Annotated in this window: 20 protein-coding genes; 5 read left to right on the forward strand and 15 right to left on the reverse strand. The window is 66.3% G+C overall.

Annotated features, from left to right (window positions below; all coding sequences use genetic code 11):
* Nucleotides 1-264 precede the first annotated feature (264 nt).
* The 7 genes from MU449_RS08420 to MU449_RS08450 all read right to left on the reverse strand — a co-directional run bounded on the left by MU449_RS08420 (nt 265) and on the right by MU449_RS08450 (nt 7,192).
* A complete protein-coding gene (locus tag MU449_RS08420; protein ID WP_244737573.1) occupies nt 265-1,518 on the reverse strand; it encodes a glycerate kinase type-2 family protein in 1,254 nt (417 codons plus the stop codon).
* On the reverse strand, nt 1,515-2,498 hold the full coding sequence (locus MU449_RS08425; RefSeq protein WP_244737574.1) for a D-2-hydroxyacid dehydrogenase: 984 nt from the start codon (nt 2,496-2,498) through the stop codon (nt 1,515-1,517). The genes MU449_RS08420 and MU449_RS08425 overlap by 4 nt, the downstream gene beginning before the upstream one ends.
* Before the next feature lie 2 nt (nt 2,499-2,500).
* On the reverse strand, nt 2,501-3,463 hold the full coding sequence (locus MU449_RS08430; protein WP_244737575.1) for a hydroxyacid dehydrogenase: 963 nt from the start codon (nt 3,461-3,463) through the stop codon (nt 2,501-2,503).
* A 38-nt stretch (nt 3,464-3,501) separates the two neighbouring features.
* The gene (locus tag MU449_RS08435) at nt 3,502-4,146 is read right to left on the reverse strand and encodes a GntR family transcriptional regulator (RefSeq protein WP_244737576.1); all 645 of its coding nucleotides are present in this window, start codon (nt 4,144-4,146) and stop codon (nt 3,502-3,504) included.
* Between the two features lie 74 nt (nt 4,147-4,220).
* Nucleotides 4,221-5,726 (reverse strand): tripartite tricarboxylate transporter permease, encoded by a 1,506-nt coding sequence (locus tag MU449_RS08440; RefSeq protein WP_244737577.1) that lies wholly within the window; start codon nt 5,724-5,726, stop codon nt 4,221-4,223.
* Nucleotides 5,727-5,730: 4 nt separating this feature from the next.
* Complete coding sequence (locus MU449_RS08445) at nt 5,731-6,186, reverse strand: tripartite tricarboxylate transporter TctB family protein (RefSeq protein WP_244737578.1); 456 nt, start codon at nt 6,184-6,186, stop codon at nt 5,731-5,733.
* Between the two features lie 40 nt (nt 6,187-6,226).
* A complete protein-coding gene (locus MU449_RS08450) occupies nt 6,227-7,192 on the reverse strand; it encodes a tripartite tricarboxylate transporter substrate binding protein (protein WP_244737579.1) in 966 nt (321 codons plus the stop codon).
* Between the two features lie 285 nt (nt 7,193-7,477).
* Here MU449_RS08450 and MU449_RS08455 point away from each other — a divergent pair, with 285 nt between their 5' ends.
* The 3 genes from MU449_RS08455 to MU449_RS08465 are packed head-to-tail and all read left to right on the forward strand — an operon-like array spanning nt 7,478 to nt 10,209.
* On the forward strand, nt 7,478-8,287 hold the full coding sequence (locus tag MU449_RS08455; protein ID WP_244737580.1) for a DUF1932 domain-containing protein: 810 nt from the start codon (nt 7,478-7,480) through the stop codon (nt 8,285-8,287).
* A 40-nt stretch (nt 8,288-8,327) separates the two neighbouring features.
* Nucleotides 8,328-9,008, forward strand: a complete 681-nt coding sequence (locus MU449_RS08460; RefSeq protein WP_244737581.1) for an RraA family protein — start codon at nt 8,328-8,330, stop codon at nt 9,006-9,008.
* Nucleotides 9,001-10,209, forward strand: a complete 1,209-nt coding sequence (locus tag MU449_RS08465; protein ID WP_244737582.1) for an alpha-hydroxy acid oxidase — start codon at nt 9,001-9,003, stop codon at nt 10,207-10,209. Before MU449_RS08460 ends, MU449_RS08465 begins: the two co-directional genes overlap by 8 nt.
* Before the next feature lie 6 nt (nt 10,210-10,215).
* Here the strand turns inward: MU449_RS08465 and MU449_RS08470 are convergent, their stop codons facing one another.
* Entirely contained in the window at nt 10,216-11,142 is a 927-nt protein-coding gene (locus MU449_RS08470; protein ID WP_244737583.1) for a pirin family protein, read from the reverse strand.
* Nucleotides 11,143-11,297: 155 nt separating this feature from the next.
* Here MU449_RS08470 and MU449_RS08475 point away from each other — a divergent pair, with 155 nt between their 5' ends.
* Together MU449_RS08475 and MU449_RS08480 are read left to right on the forward strand one after the other, a co-directional pair.
* Nucleotides 11,298-12,026, forward strand: a complete 729-nt coding sequence (locus MU449_RS08475) for an ImuA family protein (RefSeq protein ID WP_244737584.1) — start codon at nt 11,298-11,300, stop codon at nt 12,024-12,026.
* Nucleotides 12,027-12,056: 30 nt separating this feature from the next.
* Complete coding sequence (locus MU449_RS08480; protein WP_244737585.1) at nt 12,057-15,209, forward strand: error-prone DNA polymerase; 3,153 nt, start codon at nt 12,057-12,059, stop codon at nt 15,207-15,209.
* 5 nt (nt 15,210-15,214) lie between these two features.
* Here the strand turns inward: MU449_RS08480 and MU449_RS08485 are convergent, their stop codons facing one another.
* From MU449_RS08485 to MU449_RS08515, 7 genes are all read right to left on the reverse strand, one after another.
* Entirely contained in the window at nt 15,215-16,744 is a 1,530-nt protein-coding gene (locus tag MU449_RS08485; RefSeq protein ID WP_244737586.1) for a tripartite tricarboxylate transporter permease, read from the reverse strand.
* 10 nt (nt 16,745-16,754) lie between these two features.
* A complete protein-coding gene (locus MU449_RS08490; protein ID WP_244737587.1) occupies nt 16,755-17,222 on the reverse strand; it encodes a tripartite tricarboxylate transporter TctB family protein in 468 nt (155 codons plus the stop codon).
* Nucleotides 17,223-17,283: 61 nt separating this feature from the next.
* The gene (locus MU449_RS08495) at nt 17,284-18,249 is read right to left on the reverse strand and encodes a tripartite tricarboxylate transporter substrate binding protein (protein ID WP_244737588.1); all 966 of its coding nucleotides are present in this window, start codon (nt 18,247-18,249) and stop codon (nt 17,284-17,286) included.
* Between the two features lie 172 nt (nt 18,250-18,421).
* Nucleotides 18,422-19,933, reverse strand: a complete 1,512-nt coding sequence (locus MU449_RS08500; RefSeq protein ID WP_244737589.1) for a tripartite tricarboxylate transporter permease — start codon at nt 19,931-19,933, stop codon at nt 18,422-18,424.
* A 2-nt stretch (nt 19,934-19,935) separates the two neighbouring features.
* A complete protein-coding gene (locus MU449_RS08505; RefSeq protein ID WP_244737590.1) occupies nt 19,936-20,403 on the reverse strand; it encodes a tripartite tricarboxylate transporter TctB family protein in 468 nt (155 codons plus the stop codon).
* Between the two features lie 52 nt (nt 20,404-20,455).
* On the reverse strand, nt 20,456-21,427 hold the full coding sequence (locus tag MU449_RS08510; protein ID WP_244737591.1) for a Bug family tripartite tricarboxylate transporter substrate binding protein: 972 nt from the start codon (nt 21,425-21,427) through the stop codon (nt 20,456-20,458).
* Nucleotides 21,428-21,468: 41 nt separating this feature from the next.
* Entirely contained in the window at nt 21,469-22,152 is a 684-nt protein-coding gene (locus MU449_RS08515) for an RraA family protein (protein ID WP_244737592.1), read from the reverse strand.
* Nucleotide 22,153: the final 1 nt, after the last annotated feature.

Consider the following 22,153-nt stretch of genomic DNA (forward strand, 5'->3'; position numbering starts at 1 on the left):
TCCCGGGTCGCGCGCTCGCGCGGCGTGTAATCGAGGTGAAAACCTCGGGCGGCGGGTTCGATTGACAGGGCCGCCCCAGGATGTTGCTCAAGGCGCATGGCGCTGTAGGGCTGGGTTAGATCATGGACTCCAACCTCAAGGCGGAGAGCTATCCCAATGCCGGCGATATGGTGGCGACGTTCTGCGAGATGGAGACCCGGCATCCCCGGGCACCACTTATCTCCCCACCCGCGAGCTTGATCGCGCGCCCAAGACGTCGTGGGTCTACAGGATCAGCACGGCGCGGAAATCGTTGACATTGGTCAGGGTCGGGCCGGTGCGCACGGCGTCGCCCAGCGCATCGAACAGCGTCAACGCATCATGGCGGTCCAGAAGGTCGCGCGGCGCAAGGTCCAGGGCCGCCGCCCGCGCCAGGCTGTCCGGTGCAATCAGGGCCCCTGCGGCATCGTCGCTGCCGTCGATGCCGTCCGTATCCCCGGCGATGGCATGGACGCCGGGCAACGCCTCAAGCGACAGCGCCAAGGACAACAGGAACTCGGTATTCCGACCGCCACGGCCCGTCGGGGCGGTGCCCAGGGTCACGGTCGTCTCGCCCCCGGACAAGAGCACGGCGGGGCGCGGCACCGGGACGTTGTGAAGGACACAGCTTCGCGCGATGCCTGCCATCATGATGCCCATCTGCGCCGCCTCCCCCTCCAGCGCGTCGCCGAGGATCAGCGGTGTGACGCCCGCCTGCCGTGCAACCCGTGCCGCCGCCTCCAAGGCAAGCCTTGGGGTGGCGATCAGGCGGACATCGGCGTCAAAGCGCGGCACCGGCGCGGGGGGCGCGCAGAGGATACGGCGGGCGGCGGCGGGAAGCCGATCGCCCAACCGCGCCACCACCCCGGCCAGATCGGTCTGTGACGACGGGTCCGGCACGGTGGGGCCCGATGCGATGGTGGCCGGGTCATCCCCCGGCACGTCCGATATCGCCAGCGTCACGACCCGGGCCGGATGCGCCGCCCGCGCCAGCTTGCCCCCCTTTACCGCCGACAACCGGCGGCGCACCTGGTTCATCACCGAAATCGACGCGCCCGAGGCCAGAAGCACCCGGTTCGTTTCGGCCTTGTCCTCGATCGACAGCCCCTCGACCGGCAAGCTCATGAGGGCCGACCCGCCCCCCGACATCAGGGCGATCACCAGATCGTCGGCGGTCAGGTCGCGCACAAGGTCCAGCATCACCCGTGCGGCGCGCACGCTGTTGGCGTCCGGCACCGGATGGGCGGCCTCGATCACGCGGACGCGCCGCGTCGGGACCGCGTGGCCGTAACGGGTGACGACGGCCCCTTCCAGCGCGACATCCGGCCAAGCGGCTTCCAGCGCGGCGGCCATCGCGGCCGACGCCTTGCCCGCCCCCACCACGACCACCCGCCCACGCGGCAGGTCGGGCAACGCGGCGGACAGGACGTGTTCGGGCCGCGCGCTGTCGATGGCGGCATCGAACATGGCGCGCAGGAGCGTGGCGGCATCGCGGGTCACGGGCCCACCAGCACACGCACCGGAGCGCCCGCCAGAAACCCGTCGATGCTGGCGACGACCTGATCCCACAGCGCGGTCATGGCGTTGTGGCTGGCCCAGGCGACATGCGGGGTCAGGATGACATCGGGACGCGCGCAGATGCGCAGGATCGGGTTGTCTCCGGCAGGCGGCTCGGTCGTCAGCACGTCAAGCCCGAGGCCGGAGATCCGCCCCGCCTCGATCGCGCGCACCGCCGCCGCCTCCTCCACGATCCCGCCCCGCGACACGTTGATGACGATCGGACGGCGCGCCATCGCGGCGAACTCCGCGTCCCCGATCATGCCCTTGGTCTCCGACGTCAACGGGCAATGAACCGTCAGGACATCCGCCCGGGCAAGCACGTCGTCGAACGCGGTCTTTCCGGGGCGAAGCGTTGCGGCCCCCTTACGCTCGGCCTGAAGGACGCGCATCCCGAACGCCTCCGCCAGCCGCGCGACGGATGCCCCGATCGACCCCGCCCCGATCAGGCCCAAGGTGGCCCCCGAAAGATCGCGTATGTCATGGTTGAAAAAGCAGAACTGGCCGGACGCCTGCCAGTCCCCGGCGATCACGTCCCGGCGATATCCCACCACCCCCCGGGCAAGGGCGAGGATCAGCGCCATCGTATGTTCCGGCACGCTGCCCACGGCATATCCCCGGACATTGGACACGGTGACGCCTTTTTCCCGGCAGGCGTCCAGATCCACGATGTCATATCCGGTCGCGGCAATGGTGACGAAGCGCAGATCGGGCAGCGCGTCCAAGGTCGCGCGGGTGATCGGCACCTTGTTCGTTATCGCCACCTGCGCGCCGCGCAAACGGGCCACCACCTGATCGGGCGCCGTCCGGTCATGTTCCTGCCAACAGTGCGGAACATGGGGCCGCGTCAGATCGACCTTGGGGTCGATGGTCGCGCGGTCCAGAAACACGATGCGCGGAGGGGTGGTCGGCGCCGTGTCCATCCTCACCTCCCCGCCGGATCGTTCAAGGCGAATTCGGGCCGCCCACCGGACAAGGCGGTGGCGATCTGGGCCACGGTCGCCTGCCCCACACGGATCAACGCCTCGTCCGTCTGGCCCGCGACATGGGGCGTGACGATCAGGTTCGGCAGCCCCGCGATGTCCAGCCGGTTGTGCGCCATGGGCGCGATCATGTCGGTATTCTCTGCCTCCAGCACATCAAGGCCCGCCCCGCCCAACTTCCCCGAAATCAGGGCCTGGGCCAAGGCCTCCTCATCCACCAGCCCCCCGCGTCCGGTGTTGATCAGGATCGCCCCGGTCTTCATCGCCGCGATCGCCTGCGCGTCGATGATGTGGCGGGTGGACGGCAGAAGCGGGACATGAAGCGACAGGACATCCGCCTCTGCCAACAGCCGGTCGAACGTCACGACACCGGCCTGCGCCGGATCCGCCGCCGGATCGCAGACCAGAACCGTCATGCCCAGCGCACGCCCCACATCCGACACGATCCGGCCGATGGTGCCCTGCCCAAGCAATCCCAGCGTGCGGCCATGAAGCTCGGCCCCGTTCAACGCGGCGCGGTGTTCGGACCACGCGCCGCCGCGCGTCTGTGCGCTGGCGATGTCCAGCTTGCGCGCCAGCGACAGGACAAGCGCGAAAACATGTTCGGCCACCGCACGGCTGTTGGCGCCCGGCGTGTTGGTGACCCAGATGCCCCGGGCGGTCGCCGCCGGAATGTCCACCGTGTCAAACCCCGCCCCGTGACGCGCGACGATGCGCAGACGCGGACAGGCGTCCATCTGCGCCGCCCCGAACGCCCCCGCCCGCAGCAGGACGGCGTCCACCCTGTCCTGCACTTCGGCAAAAGGAACGGCGTCGGGACCATAGCCGAGGACCACATCTCCAACCCGGGCCGCATGGGCAAGCGTGTCGGCGTGAACCGTGCTGGTGACATAGATGAGGGGCAAGGGATGTTCCTTATGGTTTCACGGTCCGCGCCGGACCGTCATTGCGTATCGTCCCCGCGCAGGAACCGTTCGGTCGCGGCGCTGAGATGGCAGGCCATGACCGCCCGCGCCCAGTCGCCGTTTCCCAGCGTCAGCGCCTTGTGAAGCTCTCGGTGGTGGCGAAGGCTTTCTTCCACATCGGGGTCGGAATAGATGAAGAACCCGCCCATCACCATCTGCACGTCCAGAAGGTGCCGACCCGACAGCCGAAGATAGGGACTGCCCGACGCGTCATACAAAAGCTCGTGGATCACCCGGTTGCCTTCGTCCAGCGCCTTCTGCCACCCCTCGTTTCGGGCGGCGAAAGCCGCCTCCATCGCATCGCAGGTGCGCTCCATCAGGTCCAGCTGTTCGGGCGTCGCGTGGCTGGCGCTCAGATACGCGCCCTGCCCTTCCAAGAGGATGCGGAGGGAGAAGATTTCGGCCACATGTTCCTTGCGCCATTCCGTGACGATCGCCCCCCGTTTCACGCCCGAGGACAGCAGACCTTCGGCGATCAGGCGGGCAAAGGCCGCGCGCACGGGGGTGCGGCTGACCCCCATGTCGCCTGCAATGATCTCTTCCTTCAGATGGGTGCCGGGGTCGTAGCGGCCCGCCATCAGCTTGCGGCGCAGGTTGGTATAGACGGTTTCGGTGACGTTCATGCAATCGGTCCGTGCCAAGGGTCGTATCGTCGGGCCCGACGCCGCCAACCGGACGGCATCCGGTTGGCGGACGGTCATACCGGAGGGGCCGACGCCTTCCGCCGTTTCGCGCGCATCCGGGCAACGATGGGCAGCGTGACGGACAGCGCAATCATCGCGATCAGTATCCATGAGATGACCCCGGTGAACAAGGCGCCGAAATCCCCGCCCGAGATCAGCAATGTCCGCCGCAGCGCCGCCTCGGCCATCGGGCCCAGAATGACGGCCAAGACCGTCGGGGCCGTGGGGATCGACAGCTTCTCCATCGCGTATCCCAGAAGGCCGAAGCCCAGCATCATCCACACCTCGAACAGGCTGTTGTGGATGGCATAGACCCCGATCACCGCCATCAGCATGATCATCGGCGCCAGAATCTGCGAGGGCATCCGCAGGACATAGATGAACGCTTTCGCCCCCACGGTTCCCAGCACATACATCATGCCCGCCGTCAGCAGCATCGACAGCATGAAGCCATAGGTGATATCGGCATTCTCGCGGAACAGCTGCGGGCCGGGGATCAGGCCATGCACCAGAAGCGCGCCCAGCATGACGGCCGCCACCGCGCTGCCCGGAATCCCAAGCGTCAGGGCCGGGATAAGGGTCGCCGCCGTGTCGGCGTTGTTGGCGCATTCGGGGGCGGCCACGCCTTCGGGCGCGCCCTTGCCGTATTTCTCCTTGTCCGGGTCGCCACGGCGTTGTTCGTTCCACGCAAACAGCGCGGCGACATTGCCGCCCAAGGCGGGAATGATGCCCGTCACAACCCCGATCAGGGATGCCTTCACCCAGACAGGAACGAGGCTGGACCACCGGAACCCGGCGGGGCGTCCGTCCAACTGGCGCAACGATCCGTCCATCCTGGGCGGGTTCAGCGCAAGGTCGATGGCGGGCGGAATGGCATAAAGACCGGTCAGCAGCACGACGATGTCGATCCCGCTCAGCAACTCCAGCTGGTTGAAGGCGAACCGCTCCACCCCGGTGATGGAATCGATGCCGATCATGCCGATCACCAGCCCCAACCCGGCGGCCAGAAGCCCCTTGGCCACATTGCTGGACAACAGAACGGCAATCGTCAAAAGCCCGAAGGCCGACAGCCAGAAATAGTTGGCGGGGCTGAACTTCAGCGCGATCATCGCCAAAGGCGGAGCCAGCAGCAGCAGCGCCACGGCGCTGACCGCCGATCCGATGGCCGACGACGCGAGCGAGATGCGCAGCGCCAGCCGCCCCTCGCCCTTCTGGGCCATGGGATAGCCGTCGAACACCGTCGCCACACCCGCAGGCGTGCCGGGAATGCGCAGCAGGATCGCGGGAATGGACCCGCCATACATCGCGCCGTTATAGATCCCGGCCATCATGCCCAGCGCCGTCAACGGCTCCATCGTGAAGGTCAGGGGGATGAGGACGGCGATGCCCATCGTGGCCGACAGGCCCGGAAGCGCCCCGACCGCGATCCCGACCGCCGTGCCGACCAGCATCCCCAGAAGCACGGGAAGCGTGAACATCTGCGGAATGGCGGCGGCAATGTTGTGAAGAATCTCGATCATGACATCACCCCAATCGTGACAGGATGGCTTCGGGGGGCAGCGGAATCTTCAAGAGCAGGTGGAAAACGCTGTAAAGAAGGCCGATGAAGGCCAGGGTGCCGATGGCCAGACGCACGGGATCGCGATACCCGATCGCCACCGCCATCAGCGGCAGCAGGACGATGGCCGTGGTGAAGAACCCGATCATCGCCGTGCCGACGATCACCAGCGCCGTGCCACCCACCGTGACGCAGAACCGCATCACGGTGGGGCCGTGAAAGTGGATCGCGGCCCCTTGGGTGGTCCGCATCTTGGACAGGCTCTGCCCCAGCCAGACCAAGGACAGCGCGATGCAGATTCCCAGCACGGCGCGGGGCATCAGCCCGCTCGTGCCGGAATAGCTCCACGCGGCGGTCATCCCCGCGATGGAGCAGATCAGTGTCAACGCAGCGGCGCCCGTTTCCAGATGTGTCGTCCTCATGATGGGATGCTCCGATGGCGGGTGAACCGGGAAACGTCGCTTATTGCTCCATCCACGGGGAGTCGTTCCACAGGGTGGAATAGCTTTCGTGCATCGCCTGCAGATCGGCCGCGAAGGTCGCCCCATCGGCGTAATCCAGCGCCAGCTTCTGCTGTTCGGCGCGGGCGCGGAACTCCGGGTCGGCCACGGCATCGGCCACCGCCTTCTCCAGCTTGGCGGCCACATCCTCGGGCAGACCGGCCGGGGCGCCAATCCCGCGCTGGGAGCCGGACACGACATCATACCCCTGCTCGCGGAAGGTCGCGATCTCCGGCGCGCCGTCCCACCGCTCCACGGCCATCTGGCCCAGCGGGTGCAGGGTGCCTTCCTCGACATCCGCAATGGTTTCCGAGATGTTCATGTTGGCCAGCATGATGTGGCCGCCCAGCGTCGCCGCACGCACATCCGCGTTCCCGCCGAAGGGCACGTGCGAGAATTTTACGCCGGCCACCTTCTCGAACTCCAGCGCGGCCAGATGGTCGTCCGAACCAAGGCCGGTCGTGCCATAGGTGACCGCACCCGGATTTTCCTTGGCATAGGCCACAAGGTCGTCCAGCGTCTTGATGTCGCTGGAGGGCAGGACGCTGAACGCGCCCGGATCGTCGATCACGCGGCCAATGGGCTGAAGATCGTCAAGACCGTAGCGGGCCTCGCGCTGGATCGGCACCGTCACGACGTTGGGCGTGTTGATGAAGCCGATGGTATAGCCGTCGGGGCTGGCTTTGGCGAGTTCGGCGAACCCGATCTCTCCGCTGGCACCGGGGCGGTTGACGACGACGATGGATGCCCCGCCGCCCAGATGTTTCTCGATGAAGGGGGCCAGCGTGCGGGCGGCGATATCCGTGCCACCCCCGGCACTGTAGGCGACGATCATCGTGATCGGGCGTTCGGGATATTCGGCGAACGCGGCACCGGCGGCGAATGTGGACACACCAGCGGCGATGGCCGCGAGAATACGCTTTTTCATGAACAGTCCTCCCATATGCGCGCAACCCTCCCCGGCTGTGCGATCCGTACATGACGAATACATAAGTGATGTCATCCAACCAAGAACAACACAATCGAAATTTTTCGATCTTTCAGATTTTTCCGTTATACCCCTGTAAATACGGGGTATAACGACCCCCTCCCTTCCCTCGCCGCCAAACAAACGAAAAACAAAACGATTGATTTGTTCTTTTTCCGTATTTAGCGTCGACCCCGGTTCAGGAGAGGGGAGGCTGCCTTGGACAAGCGGACATCAGAGGAAAACTTGCGTGTTCTTGTTGTGGGATACGGGGCTGCGGGTCGGCCGATCGCGGACGGCCTGGCCAGCTCGGGCGCGAATGTGACGGCGGTGGACGGGGTTGTGCCCGACGATTCGAATGTGCCGGTCCTGCCACGCCTGCCCGAGGATCTGGGCGCGTGGGATCTGGTGATCACCGTGGTGACCTCGGCGGCGACGCTGGCGCTGGCCCGCGACATTGCCGCGCGGCCGGGAACGCCCCCGGTTCTGGACCTGTCATCCTCGCCCGCCGATCTGATGGCACAGGTTCATCGCCTTCTGGGCGACCGTCTGGTCGATGGGGTCATTCTGGGGGCCGTCGCGTTGGGACGGCATCGCACGCCCTTGTTGTTCGCGGGCGGCCCTGCGGGGCAAGTGGCCGACATGCTTGCGCCGCTGGGATGCCGGATCACCGTTCTGCCCGATGCGGGCATCGGCGATGCGGGCAAGCTGAAACTGCTGCGCAGCGTGTTCACCAAGGGGATCGAGGCGCTTGTGGTGGAACTGCATCAGGTCGCCTCCGCCATGGGACAGGTCGAACGGCTGCCCAAGGTGCTGGCCGATCTTGAGGAAGGCTCGTTCCACGCGCTGACCCAGGAGATGCTGCGGACCCACCCCCGCCACGCCGCCCGCCGCCTGCACGAGATCGAGGATGCGCAGGCCGCGATCCACGGCGTTGGCCTGGCGTCGCCGATGACGGATGCCGCCCATGCGGTGTTCGAACGCACCTCCAAGGCCGGACCCGGGCCGGACACATCCCCAGCCCAAGCCCTTGAATGGCTGGTCGCGCGGGCCTGACGCCCGACGCAATTGCACATATTTTCGAAGGACATTTCCCATGACACTTGGATTTCAGGTCAAACGTCGCCACCGCCGCATCGCCCCCGCCACGGTCGAGGCGTTCCGCGCCCTTCCCGTCGCCAATGTCAGCGACTGCATGGCGCGCATGTTCGCGGGCGGTCCGACGCTGCGCCCCATTCACGACGTCACGGGCGTGGTGGCGGGCCCGGCCCTGACGGTTCGGGCGCGGCCCGGCGACAATCTGATGCTGCACCACGCGCTCGACATCTGCGAGCCGGGGGATTTCATCGTCGTCGACGCGGGCGGTGACCTGACGACCGCCATCATGGGCGAGATCATGGCCGCCATCGCGTTGAAACGCGGCGTGGCGGGGATCGCGATCCTTGGCGCCATCCGCGACGCGGACGAAATCCGCAGCATGGGCCTGCCGCTTTACGCCAGCGGCGTCACCCATCGCGGCCCCTACAAGAATGGCCCGGGCGAGATCAACACCCCCATCGCCCTTGGCGGCAACGTGATCGAGCCGGGTGATCTGGTGCTGGCCGACGGGGACGGGCTGCTGTCGGTTCCCTTCGACAGCGCCGACCGGATCCTGACGGCCGCCAAAGCGAAATACGCCGCCGAACAGGAGGAGATCGCCGCGATCGCCGCAGGCACTAACGACCGGTCCTGGGTGATGGCCGCGCTGCGCGACGGGGGCTGCGCCTTCGATGACTGACCCCATCGCGACCGACGCGATCGCCACGCGCAAGGTGTCGGCCACCCCCCGCCACCTGCGCCGCTATCTTGCGCTGGACGATTTCGAACGGCGGGCGCGCCGGTTCCTGCCGAAAGCGATCTACGGCTATGTCGCAGGCGGGGTGGAGACGGATCAGAGCCTGACGATGAACCGGTCGTCCTTTACCGACCTGTCCTTCGTTCCAAAGGTGTTGCGCAACGTGGCCGGGCGCGATCTGTCGCATCCGCTGCTGGGGGTGACGCAGTCCCTGCCCTTCGGCATCGCACCGATGGGGTTCAGCGCCCTTGTGGCCCCCGACGGCGATGTCGCGCTGGCCCGCGCGGCGCAGGAGGCGGGGACGCTGGCCATTTGCAGCGCGGCCTCGCTGACCCCGCTGGAACGCGTGGCGCAGGCGGGGAAAAGCCGCTGGTTCCAGGCCTATCTTCCGGGGGATGAACGGCGGGTTCTGGCCCTCCTGGACCGCCTGCAGGCCGCGGGGTTCGAAACCCTTGTTGTGACCGCCGACGTTCCGGTCGCTGCCAACCGCGAAAACAACGCCCGCAACGGCTTTGACGCGCCCTTCCGCATGTCCCCCGATCTGGTATGGCAAGGCATCACCCATCCCGGCTGGACCATGGGCACCCTGCTGCGGGGGATGCGGCGCACCGGAATGCCGCATTTCGAGAATATGGAGGCCGTCCAGGGCCCCCCGCTGTTTTCACGCACCCTCGTGCGGTCCACCATCGCCCGGGATCGGCTCAGCTGGGACGAGGTGGCGCTGATCCGGCGCAATTGGCCGGGCAAGGTCGTGCTGAAGGGCATTCTCGCGCCCGACGATGCCCGCCGCGCGGCGGATGAAGGCATGGACGGCATCATCGTGTCGAACCATGGCGGACGTCAGTTGGACGGGGCCATTGCGCCGCTTCACGCGCTGCCCGCCATCCGCGTGGTCAGTGGGGATATGTCGGTGATGCTGGATGGCGGCATCCGGCGGGGAACCGACATCCTCAAGGCCCTGGCCCTGGGGGCGGATTTCGTCTTCGTCGGGCGTCCGTTCCTGTTCGCCGCGGCGGTGGCGGGGGTTGACGGGGTGCGTCATGCCCTTACGCTGATGCGCGATGAGATCGACCGCGACATGGCCCTGTTGGGGATCACGCGGCTGTCCGACCTTTCGCCCGACCTGCTGCGCACACGGGCATAAGCCACCTTACGGCAGGGGGATGAATTCGGCGTCGTCCCCCGGCGGAAGGCGAAAACGGCCATGCTCCCAATCCCCCTGCCGCCAGGCCTCTTTCGCCGCGTCGATCTTTTCCTGCGATGACGCGACGAAATTCCACGAGATGTAACGCGGCCCGTTCAACGTCTCGCCCCCCAGAACCATCAGCCGCGCCCCCCGATCGCCGGCGTGCAGGGTGATGCGGTCCCCGGGGCGGAACACCATCATGCGCCCCGCCTCGAACGTATCGCCGGCAATGGTCACCGACCCTTCGGAGACATAGACGCCCCGATCCTCATGATTGTCCGGCAACGGCAGTTTCGCCCCCGCCGCCAGAACCGCATCGGCATAGAAGGTGTCGGTGAACGTCCGAACGGGCGAGGTCGCGCCCCAGGCCGACCCCAAAATCAGCCGGATGTCCTTGCCCCCGTCCGACAGGGTCGGCAACGCCGCACGGCCATGGTGTTCGAAACTGGCCGGACGGTCTTCGGCGGATTCCGGCAGGGCCACCCATGTCTGGATCCCGAACAACGCGCCGGGCCTTGTCCGCATTTCGACGCTCGTCCGTTCGGAATGGGTGACCCCGTTGCCCGCGATCATCCAGTTCACCTCCCCCGGGCGCACGGTCTGATCGGCCCCGGTGCTGTCCCGGTGATGAAATTCGCCCTTGTAAAGGTAGGTCACGGTGGCAAGCCCGATATGCGGATGCGGCCGGATGTCGATCCCGCCCCCGGTCAGGAACTCCGCCGGCCCCATCTGGTCGAAGAAGATGAACGGCCCCACCATCTGACGCTTCGGGGCCGGCAGGGCGCGCCGAACCTCGAACCCGCCCAGATCACGGGCGCGGGGGATGATCAGCGTCTCGATCGCATCCAGACCTTCGGGGCCATCGGACGCTTGGGTGGGATTCCAGCTCATGACGCGCCTTTCCGGGATGAGTTGTGCCAAGGATGCCATCGGACGGGGGGTGCGGCAAGGCCTGGGGCGGTGTCACCAAGGATTGACAGCGCAAGGTATGTGAACGAATAGTGAACCACCAAGACTGATTCCATATATCGGAGCCTGACACTGCCATGTCCGTGCGCCCCTCGCCCGCCGCGCTGACCGCGCTGCGCCAGAAGATTCATGCCCTGGAGGGCGTAGGCCATGCCCCGCACGGCAGCCTGCCCTTCGGGGTGCCGGAACTGGACCACCATCTGCCCCATGGAGGATTGGCCACAGGGGCGCTGCATGAAGTGCGGGGGGAGGATGACGGCGCCGCCGCCGCGGCCTTCACCGCCGGGATCGCGGGCCGCCTGCACGGTCCCGTCCTGTGGTGCGCCACGCGGGCCGATCTGTTCGCGCCGGGGTTGGCGCAATCGGGTCTTTGCGCCTCGCGCGTCATCCATGTCGCGGCGGGGGACGACCTGACCGCCCTTGCCTGCATGGAAGAAGGTCTGCGCCATGGCGGTCTGGCAGCCGTGGTGGCGGAGGTGGCGCGGCTGTCGATGACCGCCTCGCGCCGGTTGCATCTGGCCGCGCGGGGGTCGGGCACCATGGGGATCGCCTTGCGGCGCGGGCCGGAGCATGAGGTCGCCTTGCCCACCGCCTCCATGACGCGTTGGCGGGTGTCGTCCCGCCCCTCGGCCCCCCTGCCCGTTCCGGGGCTGGCCCGCGCGCGATGGCGCATCGAATTGCTGCGCGCCCGTGCAGGCGACCCGTTCGAGATCGAGGTGGAGGCTTGCGATGCCGAAGGGCGGCTTGCCTGTCCGATCGACAGGGACGTGGCGCACGCCCCCGCGCCGCGCCGCGCAGCGGGCTAGCGCGCCCCCAGCCTCGCAGGGAATACCGCCATGACCTATGCCGAACTTCAGGTGACCTCCGATTTTTCCTTCCTGCGGGGGGCGTCCTCGGCCGAGCATCTGTTCGCCACCGCCGCGCGGATGGGCATCACGGCGCTTGGGGTGACGGACCGCAATTCGGTCGCGGGGATCGTGCGGGCGTGGGAGGCGGCAAAGGTGACCGGCATCCGGCTGGTGGCGGGCTGCCGTCTGGATCTGGCCTGCGGCATGTCGGTGCTGGTCTATCCGACCGACAAGGCGGCGTGGTCGCGCCTGTGCCGGTTGCTCACCTTGGGCAAGGGCCGCGCGGGCAAAGGCGCCTGCCATCTGACTTGGACCGACCTGACCTTTTACGCCGAGGGGCTGATCGCCATCCTGATCCCCGACCAGCCCGACGACACCTGCGCCCTGCATCTGCGCCGGATGCGGAACACGTTCGGGGATCGCGCCCACCTCGCCCTGACCTTGCGCCGCCGCCCGAACGACCAGGTGCGGCTTCACGATCTGGCGACCCTCGCCGCGCAGTGGAACGTCGCCACGGTGGTGACCAACGACGTCCTTTATCACACCCCCGCCCGCCGCATCCTGCAGGACGTGATCACCGCCATCCGCCACCGCACCACGGTCGAGGCCCTTGGCCATCGCCGCGAACGTCACGCCGACCGCTACCTCAAGCCCCCCGAGGAGATGGGCCGCCTTTTCGCCCGTTACCCCGAGGCGCTGGCTCGCACCGTGGAGATTGCGAACCGCTGCACCTTCGATCTGGGCGAGCTGCAATACCAATACCCCGAGGAACGCGCCGACCCGACCCTGACCCCGCAGGAAACGCTGTCCCGCCTGACATGGGCGGGGGCGAAAGACCGCTATACCCAGGGGGTGCCGGAGGGGGTTGGCGCGCAACTGACCCATGAACTGGCCCTGATCGCCAAGCTGGACTACGCCCCCTATTTCCTGACCGTTCACAGCATCGTCGCCTTTGCCCGTTCGAAAGGCATCCTGTGTCAGGGGCGCGGTTCGGCGGCGAATTCGGCCGTCTGCTATGTGCTTGGCATCACCTCGATCAATCCGGTCGGCCATCAACTTCTGTTCGAACGCTTCATCTCGGAAGATCGCAACGAACCGCCCGACATCGACGTGGATTTCGAACATGACCGGCGCGAGGAGGTGATCCAGTGGATCTACAAGACCTATACCCGCGACCGTTCCGCCCTGACGGCCGTGGTGACCCGTTACCGCGCCAAGGGAGCCTTGCGCGATGTGGGCAAGGCGATGGGTCTGCCCGAAGATCTGATCGGCGCCCTGTCCGGCCTGCTCTCGGCCTGGTCGCCCGAAGGGCTGACCGACGACGATCTGCGCGCGCTGAACCTCAACCCCGACGACCGCCGCCTGCGCCTGACACTGGCCCTTGCCGCAGAGCTGAGCGGCGCGCCCCGCCACCTGTCCCAGCATCCCGGCGGTTTCGTCCTGACCCATGACCGGCTGGACAATCTGGTCCCGATCGAGCCGGCCGCGATGCAGGATCGCCAGATCATCGAATGGGACAAGGACGATATCGAGGCGCTGCGCTTCATGAAGGTCGATGTGCTGGCGCTTGGCATGTTGACCTGCATGGCGCGGGGGTTCGGGTTTCTGGCGCAAAAGGGCCTCAGCCATGATCTGGCGTCGATCCCCGCCGACGATACCCCGACCTATGACATGATCTGCCGTGCCGACACGCTTGGCACATTCCAGATCGAAAGCCGCGCGCAGATGTCGATGCTGCCCCGGCTGAAGCCCCGCTCGCTTCAGGATCTGACTGTTCAGGTCGCCATCGTCCGCCCCGGCCCCATCCAGGGCGACATGGTCCACCCCTATCTGAAACGCCGGATGCGTCAGGAACAGCCCGATTACCCGACCGAGGCGCTGCGCCGCGTTCTGGAACGCACCTATGGCGTGCCGCTGTTTCAGGAACAGGCGATGCAGGTGGCCATCGTCTGCGCCGACTTCACCCCCGGCGAGGCGGACATGCTGCGCAAATCCATGGCGACCTTCAAGATGACCGGCGGGGTCAGCGAGTTCCGCACCCGCCTGATCGACGGCATGGTCAGGAACGGGTATGATCGCGACTTCGCCGACCGCATCTTTCGCCAGTTGGAAGGCTTCGGCTCCTATGGCTTTCCCGAAAGCCATGCGGCCAGCTTCGCGCTCATCGCCTATGCGTCAAGCTGGCTCAAATGCCATCACCCGGACGCCTTTTGTGCCGCGCTTCTGAACAGCCAGCCCATGGGCTTTTACGCCCCGGCGCAGATCGTCCGCGACGCGCGGGATCATGGCGTGGAGGTGCGGCCCGTCTGCGTCAACGCCTCCCACTGGGATTGCACGCTGGAGCCGGTGGGGACCGGATTTGCCGTGCGGCTGGGTCTGCGCATGGTCAAGGGACTGGCCGAAGGGCATGTGGAAACGCTGATGAACGCGCGCCACGTGGCCCCCTTCACCTCGGTCGAGGATATCGGACACCGCGCCCGCATCCCCCGTGCCGCCCTGTCCCGCATTGCCGAGGCTGACGGCTTTCACACCTTGGGCCTGTCGCGCCGCGACGCCGCCTGGGCGCTCAAGGGCCTCCCTGACACCGACCTGCCGCTGTTCGCCGCCGCCCCGTCCAACGAGCCTGTCATCCCCCTGCGCCCCATGCCCGCAGGGCGCGAGGTGGTGGCGGATTACAGCCATACGGGCCTGACCCTGCGCCAGCACCCCGTGGCCTTCCTGCGCGACGACCTGCGCGCCCGTCGCATCGCCCCTTGCGCCGCCGCCATGGCCGCGCAAGACAAACAATGGGGCCAGGTCGCGGGTCTGATCCTTGTCCGCCAGCGCCCCGGTTCGGCCAAGGGCACCATGTTCATCACGCTGGAGGATGAGACCGGGATCGCCAACCTCGTCCTTTGGCCCAAGGTGTTCGAGGAGTATCGCCGCATCATCCTGACCGCCAGCATGATCGCCGCGCGCGGCCGTGTGCAGCGCGAAGGGGCGGTGGTGCATTTCGTGGTCCACAGCCTGACCGACCTTTCGGCCGATCTGGCCAGCGTCGGGGCGCAGGGCGCGTTTCCCCTGCCCCACGGGCGCGGCGACGGGTTCCGCAACGCCAGCCCCGCCCACGCCCCCGGCCCGCGCTCCAAGGCGGAGCGTTAGCGCCCCTACGGCTCCCGGAAATCGAGGGCGTCGGGGGGCGTTCGTCGGCTGGCCCGATATTCGTTGGTCAGCTGCCAGATGATGGAAATCAGGGCGAGCCCCAGGAACGTCGCGGCGATCGGATTTTGCACGAACCCCATGTAATCCCCCCGCGACAATTGCAGCCCGCGGCGGAAGCTGGTTTCGGCCATCGGCCCCAGAATGAACCCGATGATGAAGGGCGCCGTCGGGATACCCGCCTTGACGAACCCGTATCCAAGAATGCCGAACGCCAGAATGGTCCAGACGTCGAACACCCGGCTGGCCAGCCCGAATGCGCCGATCGCGCACAGCACCAGAATGACCGGCAGCAGAAGATGCTTGGGGATCGACAGCAGACGGATGAAGATCCGCAGGCCCCAGAACTCCATCGCCAGCATCACGAACGCCGCCACGACCAGCGCCGCAAAGATTGTATAGACCAGGGGCGCCTGGGTCAGGAACAGCATCGGCCCCGGTTGGATGCCGTGGATCATCAACCCGCCCAGCAGGATCGCGGTCACCGCATCGCCCGGAATGCCCAGGGTCAGCAAGGGGATCATCGCCCCGCCGATGCCCGCATTGTTGGCGGTTTCGCTGGCGACCACGCCTTCGGGCGCGCCCTTGCCGAACATATGCGGCGTCTTGGACCGTTTCTTGGCCGCGATATAGGAGATGATGTTCGACGTGCCGGCCCCGATGCCGGGCAGAATGCCGATCGCCACCCCGATGATCGAGGACCTGAAGGCGTTCGGCAGCTGATGCACGAATTCCGCGCGGGAAAACCCGAAGCCCTTGATCCGTCCCACCTTGGGGGCGACGGTCGCATCGCTGGCGGCACGGCGCGCGGTTTCGGCCACCTTGATCACCTCGGCGATGGCGAACATGCCCACAAGGACGGTCAGGATATTGAAGCCGCCGTTCAGCTCCACCTTGCCGAAGGTGAACCGGGGAATGGCGTCCACCGGGGCGATTCCGACGGTGGAAATGGCAAACCCCGCCACGCCCGCGAAGATGCCCTTCACCATCGACCCCGAGGACAGCGTGGCGATCAGGGTCAGCGAGAACACCGCGATGGCGAAATATTCATGCGGCCCGAAGGCCAAGGCCACCTGCGCCAAAGACGGGGCGATGAAGACCAGCGCCAGGATCGACAAGATCGTCCCGATGAACGAAAACACGATCCCAAGGCCAAGCGCCTTCGCCCCCTCCCCCTTCTCCATCATCGGGCCGCCGTCGAACGTGGTCGCGATGGAGGATGGCGTGCCGGGGATGCGCAGCAGAATGGCCGATATCAGACCGCCCGAGGTGGCACCGACGAACAGCGCGATCAGCAACGACAGCCCCGCCGCCGGTCCAAGGCCATAGGTCATGGGCAGGCACAGGGCGATGGCCATCACCGCCGTCAGCCCCGGCACCGCGCCGAACACGATGCCCACGCCCACCCCGGCGCAGATCAGCAGAAGAACATGAGGCGACAGGACGACGCCGAAACCTTGCAGGAAAAGATCGAACATCGAATATTCCTCAGTTGATCCAAGCGCTGAGCAGACCGGCAGGCAGCAGCAGATCAAAGCCGTAACGGAAGGTGACAAAGATCAGCGTGGTCGTGCCGACGGCCAGCGCGGCATAGAATGGATAGTTCGGCCGGCGGTCGCCCGGGGTCAGCACGATGAACTGCAAGAACAGGAACGAGGCCGCCGCGATCGGAAATCCAAGCGGGCGCAGCGCGGCGATGAACCCGGCGATCAGGATCAACGTGACCAGAACCGTCGCCATTCCCCCGACCGACACCCGCGGCCCGTCATCGACCGGAACCAGCCGGACGGCCCCCACCAGTTCCAGCACCCCAAGCCCGATCATCATCCACGCCAGCGCCTTCGGCACCGTGGCCGCATCGACGCCTTCGCGCCCCGGCAACGCCATGGCCATCGCCATATATCCAATTCCGGCCACCAGCATCAGCAGCGCCACGACGATACGTTTCGTCCGCATCCATCCCCCCGAACGGAAATCCGTGATGGGCGGGCCGCGTCATCGGCCCGCCCCCAAAGGCTCAGCGTGCCTGAAGCGCGTCGCGATACGGCATGTAGGTGTCGCGCATCTGGGTCAGAAGCTCCACCGCCTCGGCCTGCGGCAGGAAGGCCACGGGCTGCTTGAACCCCTGCTCCAACGCCTCGGCATATTCGGGGTTTTCGGTGATCTGCTGCATCACGTCGCCCATCTTTTCGACGATGGCCGCATCCGTGCCTTTCGGGAACGCGATGATGTAGGGGTTGTTCATCACGAAATCGACCCCCTGTTCCTTGAAGGTGGGGATGTCGGGCAGAAGCGGATTGCGCTCGGCGTTGGGCTGGCCCAGAACGACCATCTGGCCGGCTTGGGCGTAATCCTGAATGGCGCCATAGGCGATGCCCGCCACGTCGATCCGCCCACCCAGAAGGGCCGCGATCTTTTCGGCCGCCGACCCTGTATCGACGATGGTCATGTCGGCCCCCGCACCCTGCTGGAAGATCAACCCCTGCAGGTGGGAATAGCCGCCGAACTCGGTCCCGAAGGTGACGCTGCCCGGCTCCTCGTCCGTGCGGGCCTTGACATCGGCGGGGGTTTCCAGACCCGAACGTTTGCTGGCCACAAGAACCGCGCCCTGGTCGATGGCGGGAATGCAGCAGATCTCGAAGTCGTCGATGCCGTAATTCGCGAGGCCAGACACTTCGGTCACGACAAGATGGCCCGTATGTCCGAACAGCATGGTATAGCCGTCGGGATCGGCGTCGCGCACCGCAGTGGTGGCGATGGTGGCCCCCCCGCCCGGCATGTTCGTGATGATCATGCTGGTGCCGGTGATCTCCTCGAAGAACCGGGCCATGGTGCGTGCGTTGAAATCCGTATCGCCCCCCGGGCTGGCACCGATGATGACGTTGACCGTCCGCTCCGGCCAGGCGGTCTGCGCCAGCGCCGCCCCCCCGACGCACAGCATCGACGTCGCCGTGACCAGTGCGGCCATGATTTTCCTGGACATGAAACTCTCCTCCCTACTCCCACCTTCTACGCTAGTATATTAGTTACACTGCCGCAAGAATTTGTTGGACAAGGTGAACCCTGAACAAGCCCGGCGGCAAAAAAAATCGCCCGGACAGGCCGGGCGATCTTTGGGGTCATGCGGTCCGCCGCCCCTGTCCTGCACGCCGACGTCAGCGCGGCCCGTGTGCGGCCTGCGCCCGAAGACGCCGCGCCCGCAAGGTGGACCGTATCCCCAAAAGCAGAAGCCCCAAGGTCAAAAGCAGCACCACCGCGCTGATCGGGCGGCTCAGGAACACGAGGGGATCCCCCCGCCCCAGCAGCATCGCGCGGCGGAAATGCTCTTCCATCATCGGACCGAGGACAAATCCCAGAAGCATCGGCGCCAGCGGAAAGCTCAGGAGCCGCAGCGCATAGCCCAGGATGCCGAACATCGCGACCATCAGCACGTCGAACCCGCTGGAATTCACGCTGTAGGTGCCGATGCAGATGAACATCAAAACCGCAGGGAAAAGCCATTGATACGGCACGGTCAGCAGCCGGACCCACAGGCCGATCAAGGGAATGTTCAGCACCAGCAAAAGCAGGTTGCCGATCCAGAAGCTCATCACCAGTCCCCAGAACAGGGACGGTTGTTCCGTCATCAGCTGCGGACCGGGTGCGATGCCGTGGATCATCAACGCCCCCAGCATCAGCGCCATCGTGGCGCTGCCGGGAATGCCCAAGGCCAACGTCGGGATGAACGCCGTCTGATCGGCCGCGTTGTTCGCGGATTCGGGGCCGGTGATGCCCTCGATCTCGCCCGTGCCGAACTTCTCGGGTGTCTTGGACACGCGGCGTTCCATGGCATAGGACATGAAGGCCGCGATGGACGGGCCGGTTCCGGGCAGCGTCCCGAAGAACGACCCGACCGCCGCCCCACGAAGCATGGGAGGCCAGGACCGGCGCACATCCTCGCGGGTGGGCTTCATCGACTTCAACCCGATGGAGCGGCTGTCGATATCCTTGGCGTCGATCTTGCCGATGCTGACAATGACCTCGGACAGGCCGAAGATCCCCAGCGCCAGCGCGACCAGCGCGATGCCGTCGGCCAGTTCTATCATGCCGAAGGTGAAGCGGCGCGTGCCGGTATAGACGTCCGACCCCACCAGCCCGAACAGCATCCCGAGGCAGACCATGATCAGCCCCTTGCTCATCGCGCCGCTGGACATGCTGGACGCCGCGACAAGGCCCAGCAGCATCAGCGCGAAATATTCGGCTGAGGAGAATTGCAAGGCGACCTGCGCGATGCTGCCGGAAAAACCCATCAGAAGAAGAATGCCGATGGATCCGCCGGTGAAGGATGCGATCGTGGTCATCAACAGCGCGACACCCGCGCGCCCTTGGCGGGCCATGGGATAGCCGTCAAGGGCGGTGATGGCGCTGGACGGCGTTCCCGGCACGTTCAGCAGGATCGAGGCCGTGCTGCCGCCATAACTGGTGCCATACCAGATGCCCGCCAGCATGATCAGCGCGGCAGTCGCGTCCAGCTGAAAGGTCAGCGGCAGCAGCATGGAAATCGCCGCCAGAACCCCGATGCCGGGGATGACGCCCAGAAGGGTGCCCGCAAAGACCCCGACGAAGCACCACAGCAGATTGTCGAACGAAAGGGCCGTCTGAAGCCCAAGCGCAAGGTTGTCCAGCATGATCAGCGCAGCCCCATCGGCAAAAGCGGCATGGGCAAGTCCAGCAGCCAGTGGAAGATTGCGACGGCCAGCGCCGCCAGGACCCCGGCCAGGACGAGGACGGCCAGCGGTTTGTTCTTACGATCGGCGAAGGCGGGAATGATGACCACCGCCAGCACGGCAAGGATCAACCCCAGAGGCCGGATCATCAGCCCGAAGGCGATCACGCCCACCGTGGCCAGGACCGCGTTGCGCCATTCGACCGATACCTTTTCCCGCGCGGGACGTCCCGGCACCCGAACGGCGGCGCCGATGGCGACGATCGCGCCAAGGGCCGCCATCAGCAGCCCAAGCCCCATCGGGAACATGCCCGGGCCCATCCGCCGCAGCGTGCCCAGATCATAACTGCTGGCGGCATAGGCGGCGACGGTCACGCCCACCAGAACCACAAGCAACCCGGCCGCGAAATTGGCCTTGTCATCGACAGACATGAATTCTCTCCCTTGGAAAATGCGGGCCGCATCGCGGCCCGCATCCGGGGTTTCAGCGTTGTGCCGTAAGCCCGGCGGCGTCAACGACTTCGGACCACGTCTCGACCTCGCTGGCAAGGAAGGCCTTGAAGTCTTCGGACGACCCGCCCATCACGACGCTGCCCTGGCTTTCGAAATTCGCGACCAGTGCGGGATCCTTCAGCGCCTCGTTGATGGCGCTGTTCAGAGCTTCGACCGATTCCTCGGGCATTCCGGCGGGGCCGACGACGGCTTTCCAGTCCTGCGCCTCATACCCCTCGAACCCGAAGGAGGCGATGGTCGGCACATCGGGGATGATCGGGAACGGTTCCGCCGAACTGACGGCCAGCAGGCGCACGCTGCCGGAATTGGCATGGGGCAGCACGCTGGGCAGGCTGCCGACATAGAAATCGACCACGCCACCCATGACGTCGGAAATGGCCTGCGCGATGCCCGAATAGGGGATCTGTTCGAAGTCCAGATCGCCCTGCTGCATCAGACGTTCGATGGCCAGATGGCCGCCCGTGCCCTGACCGGGCGTTCCATAGAGCAATCCGCCCGGATCGGCGCGGGCCGCATCGACGATGTCACCGAAATCCTCGAACGGCGAGTTGTTCGGGACGATGATGCCGACGGGTTGGGTCACGATGGGGATGATGGGGGTGAAGTCGGTCAGCGGGTCATACTCCACCTCCGCGTTCATGGCCGGGTTGATCGCCATGTTCGCGGTCTGACCGATCCCGATGGTATAGCCGTCGGCATCCGACCGGGCCAGTTGGTCCAGACCGATGGTTCCCGCCGCGCCGGGCTGGTTCAGCACGACGAAGTTCCAGCCCCGGTCACGCGTCAGCCATTCCGAAATCAGGCGGGCCGGAATGTCCGTGCCACCGCCGGGCGGATAGGGCACGATCATGTCGATGTTGCCCGACGGGTAATCCTGCGCCGCGGCCGGCAGGGCCAGCAGCGCGCTCAAGCCCAGAACGGCGACTGTCTTGATCTTGTTCATGTGGTTTCCTCCTCCTCAAAAAATCCGTGCGCCAAGGGCGTTCAGTGACCCTCGGGCATCGTGCAGCCAAGGCGGCGCAGCGTCTCGTCCACCCACGAGCGGTCGTTCGTGCCGTCCATGATCCGCTTCATCTGTGCAACCTCGGCGGCCTGCTTGGCCTCGGTCCGCTCCAGCACGCCCTCGGCATCCGCCACCGGCACCGACAAGACGCCGTCCGCGTCGCCCAGGATCAGATCGCCCGGTTCGATCACCATGCCGTCAAAGGCGATGGGCACGTTGATTTCGCCCGGGCCGTCCTTGTAGGGACCGCGATGCGTGACACCCATGGCCCAAAGCGGCAGGTTGGCCTCGCGGATCGCATCGGCATCGCGGATCGCGCCGTAAAGGACAAACCCCGCCACCCCGCGCCGCATGGCATGGGCCAGCATCAGTTCGCCCATCAACGAATTGGTCAGATCCCCGCCACCATCGACGACGATCACGTCCCCCGGCTGCGCCATGTCGATGGCCTTGTGCAGCATCAGGTTGTCGCCGGGCCGGGATTTCACCGTCAGGGCGGGGCCGGCAAGGCTGCCGCTGGCGTGATAGGGGCGCAGACCCGCGCCGCCGCCCGTCATGCGATGCATGCTGTCGCTGACATTGGCGACCGGAAGGGCGGCGAAACGCGTCACCATTTCGGGGCTGACGCCCGGACGGCGGGGCAAGATGCGGAAACCGATGGTCATG

The sequence above is a fragment of the Falsirhodobacter halotolerans genome, assembly GCF_022899245.1.
Taxonomy (GTDB): Bacteria; Pseudomonadota; Alphaproteobacteria; order Rhodobacterales; family Rhodobacteraceae; genus Falsirhodobacter; species Falsirhodobacter halotolerans.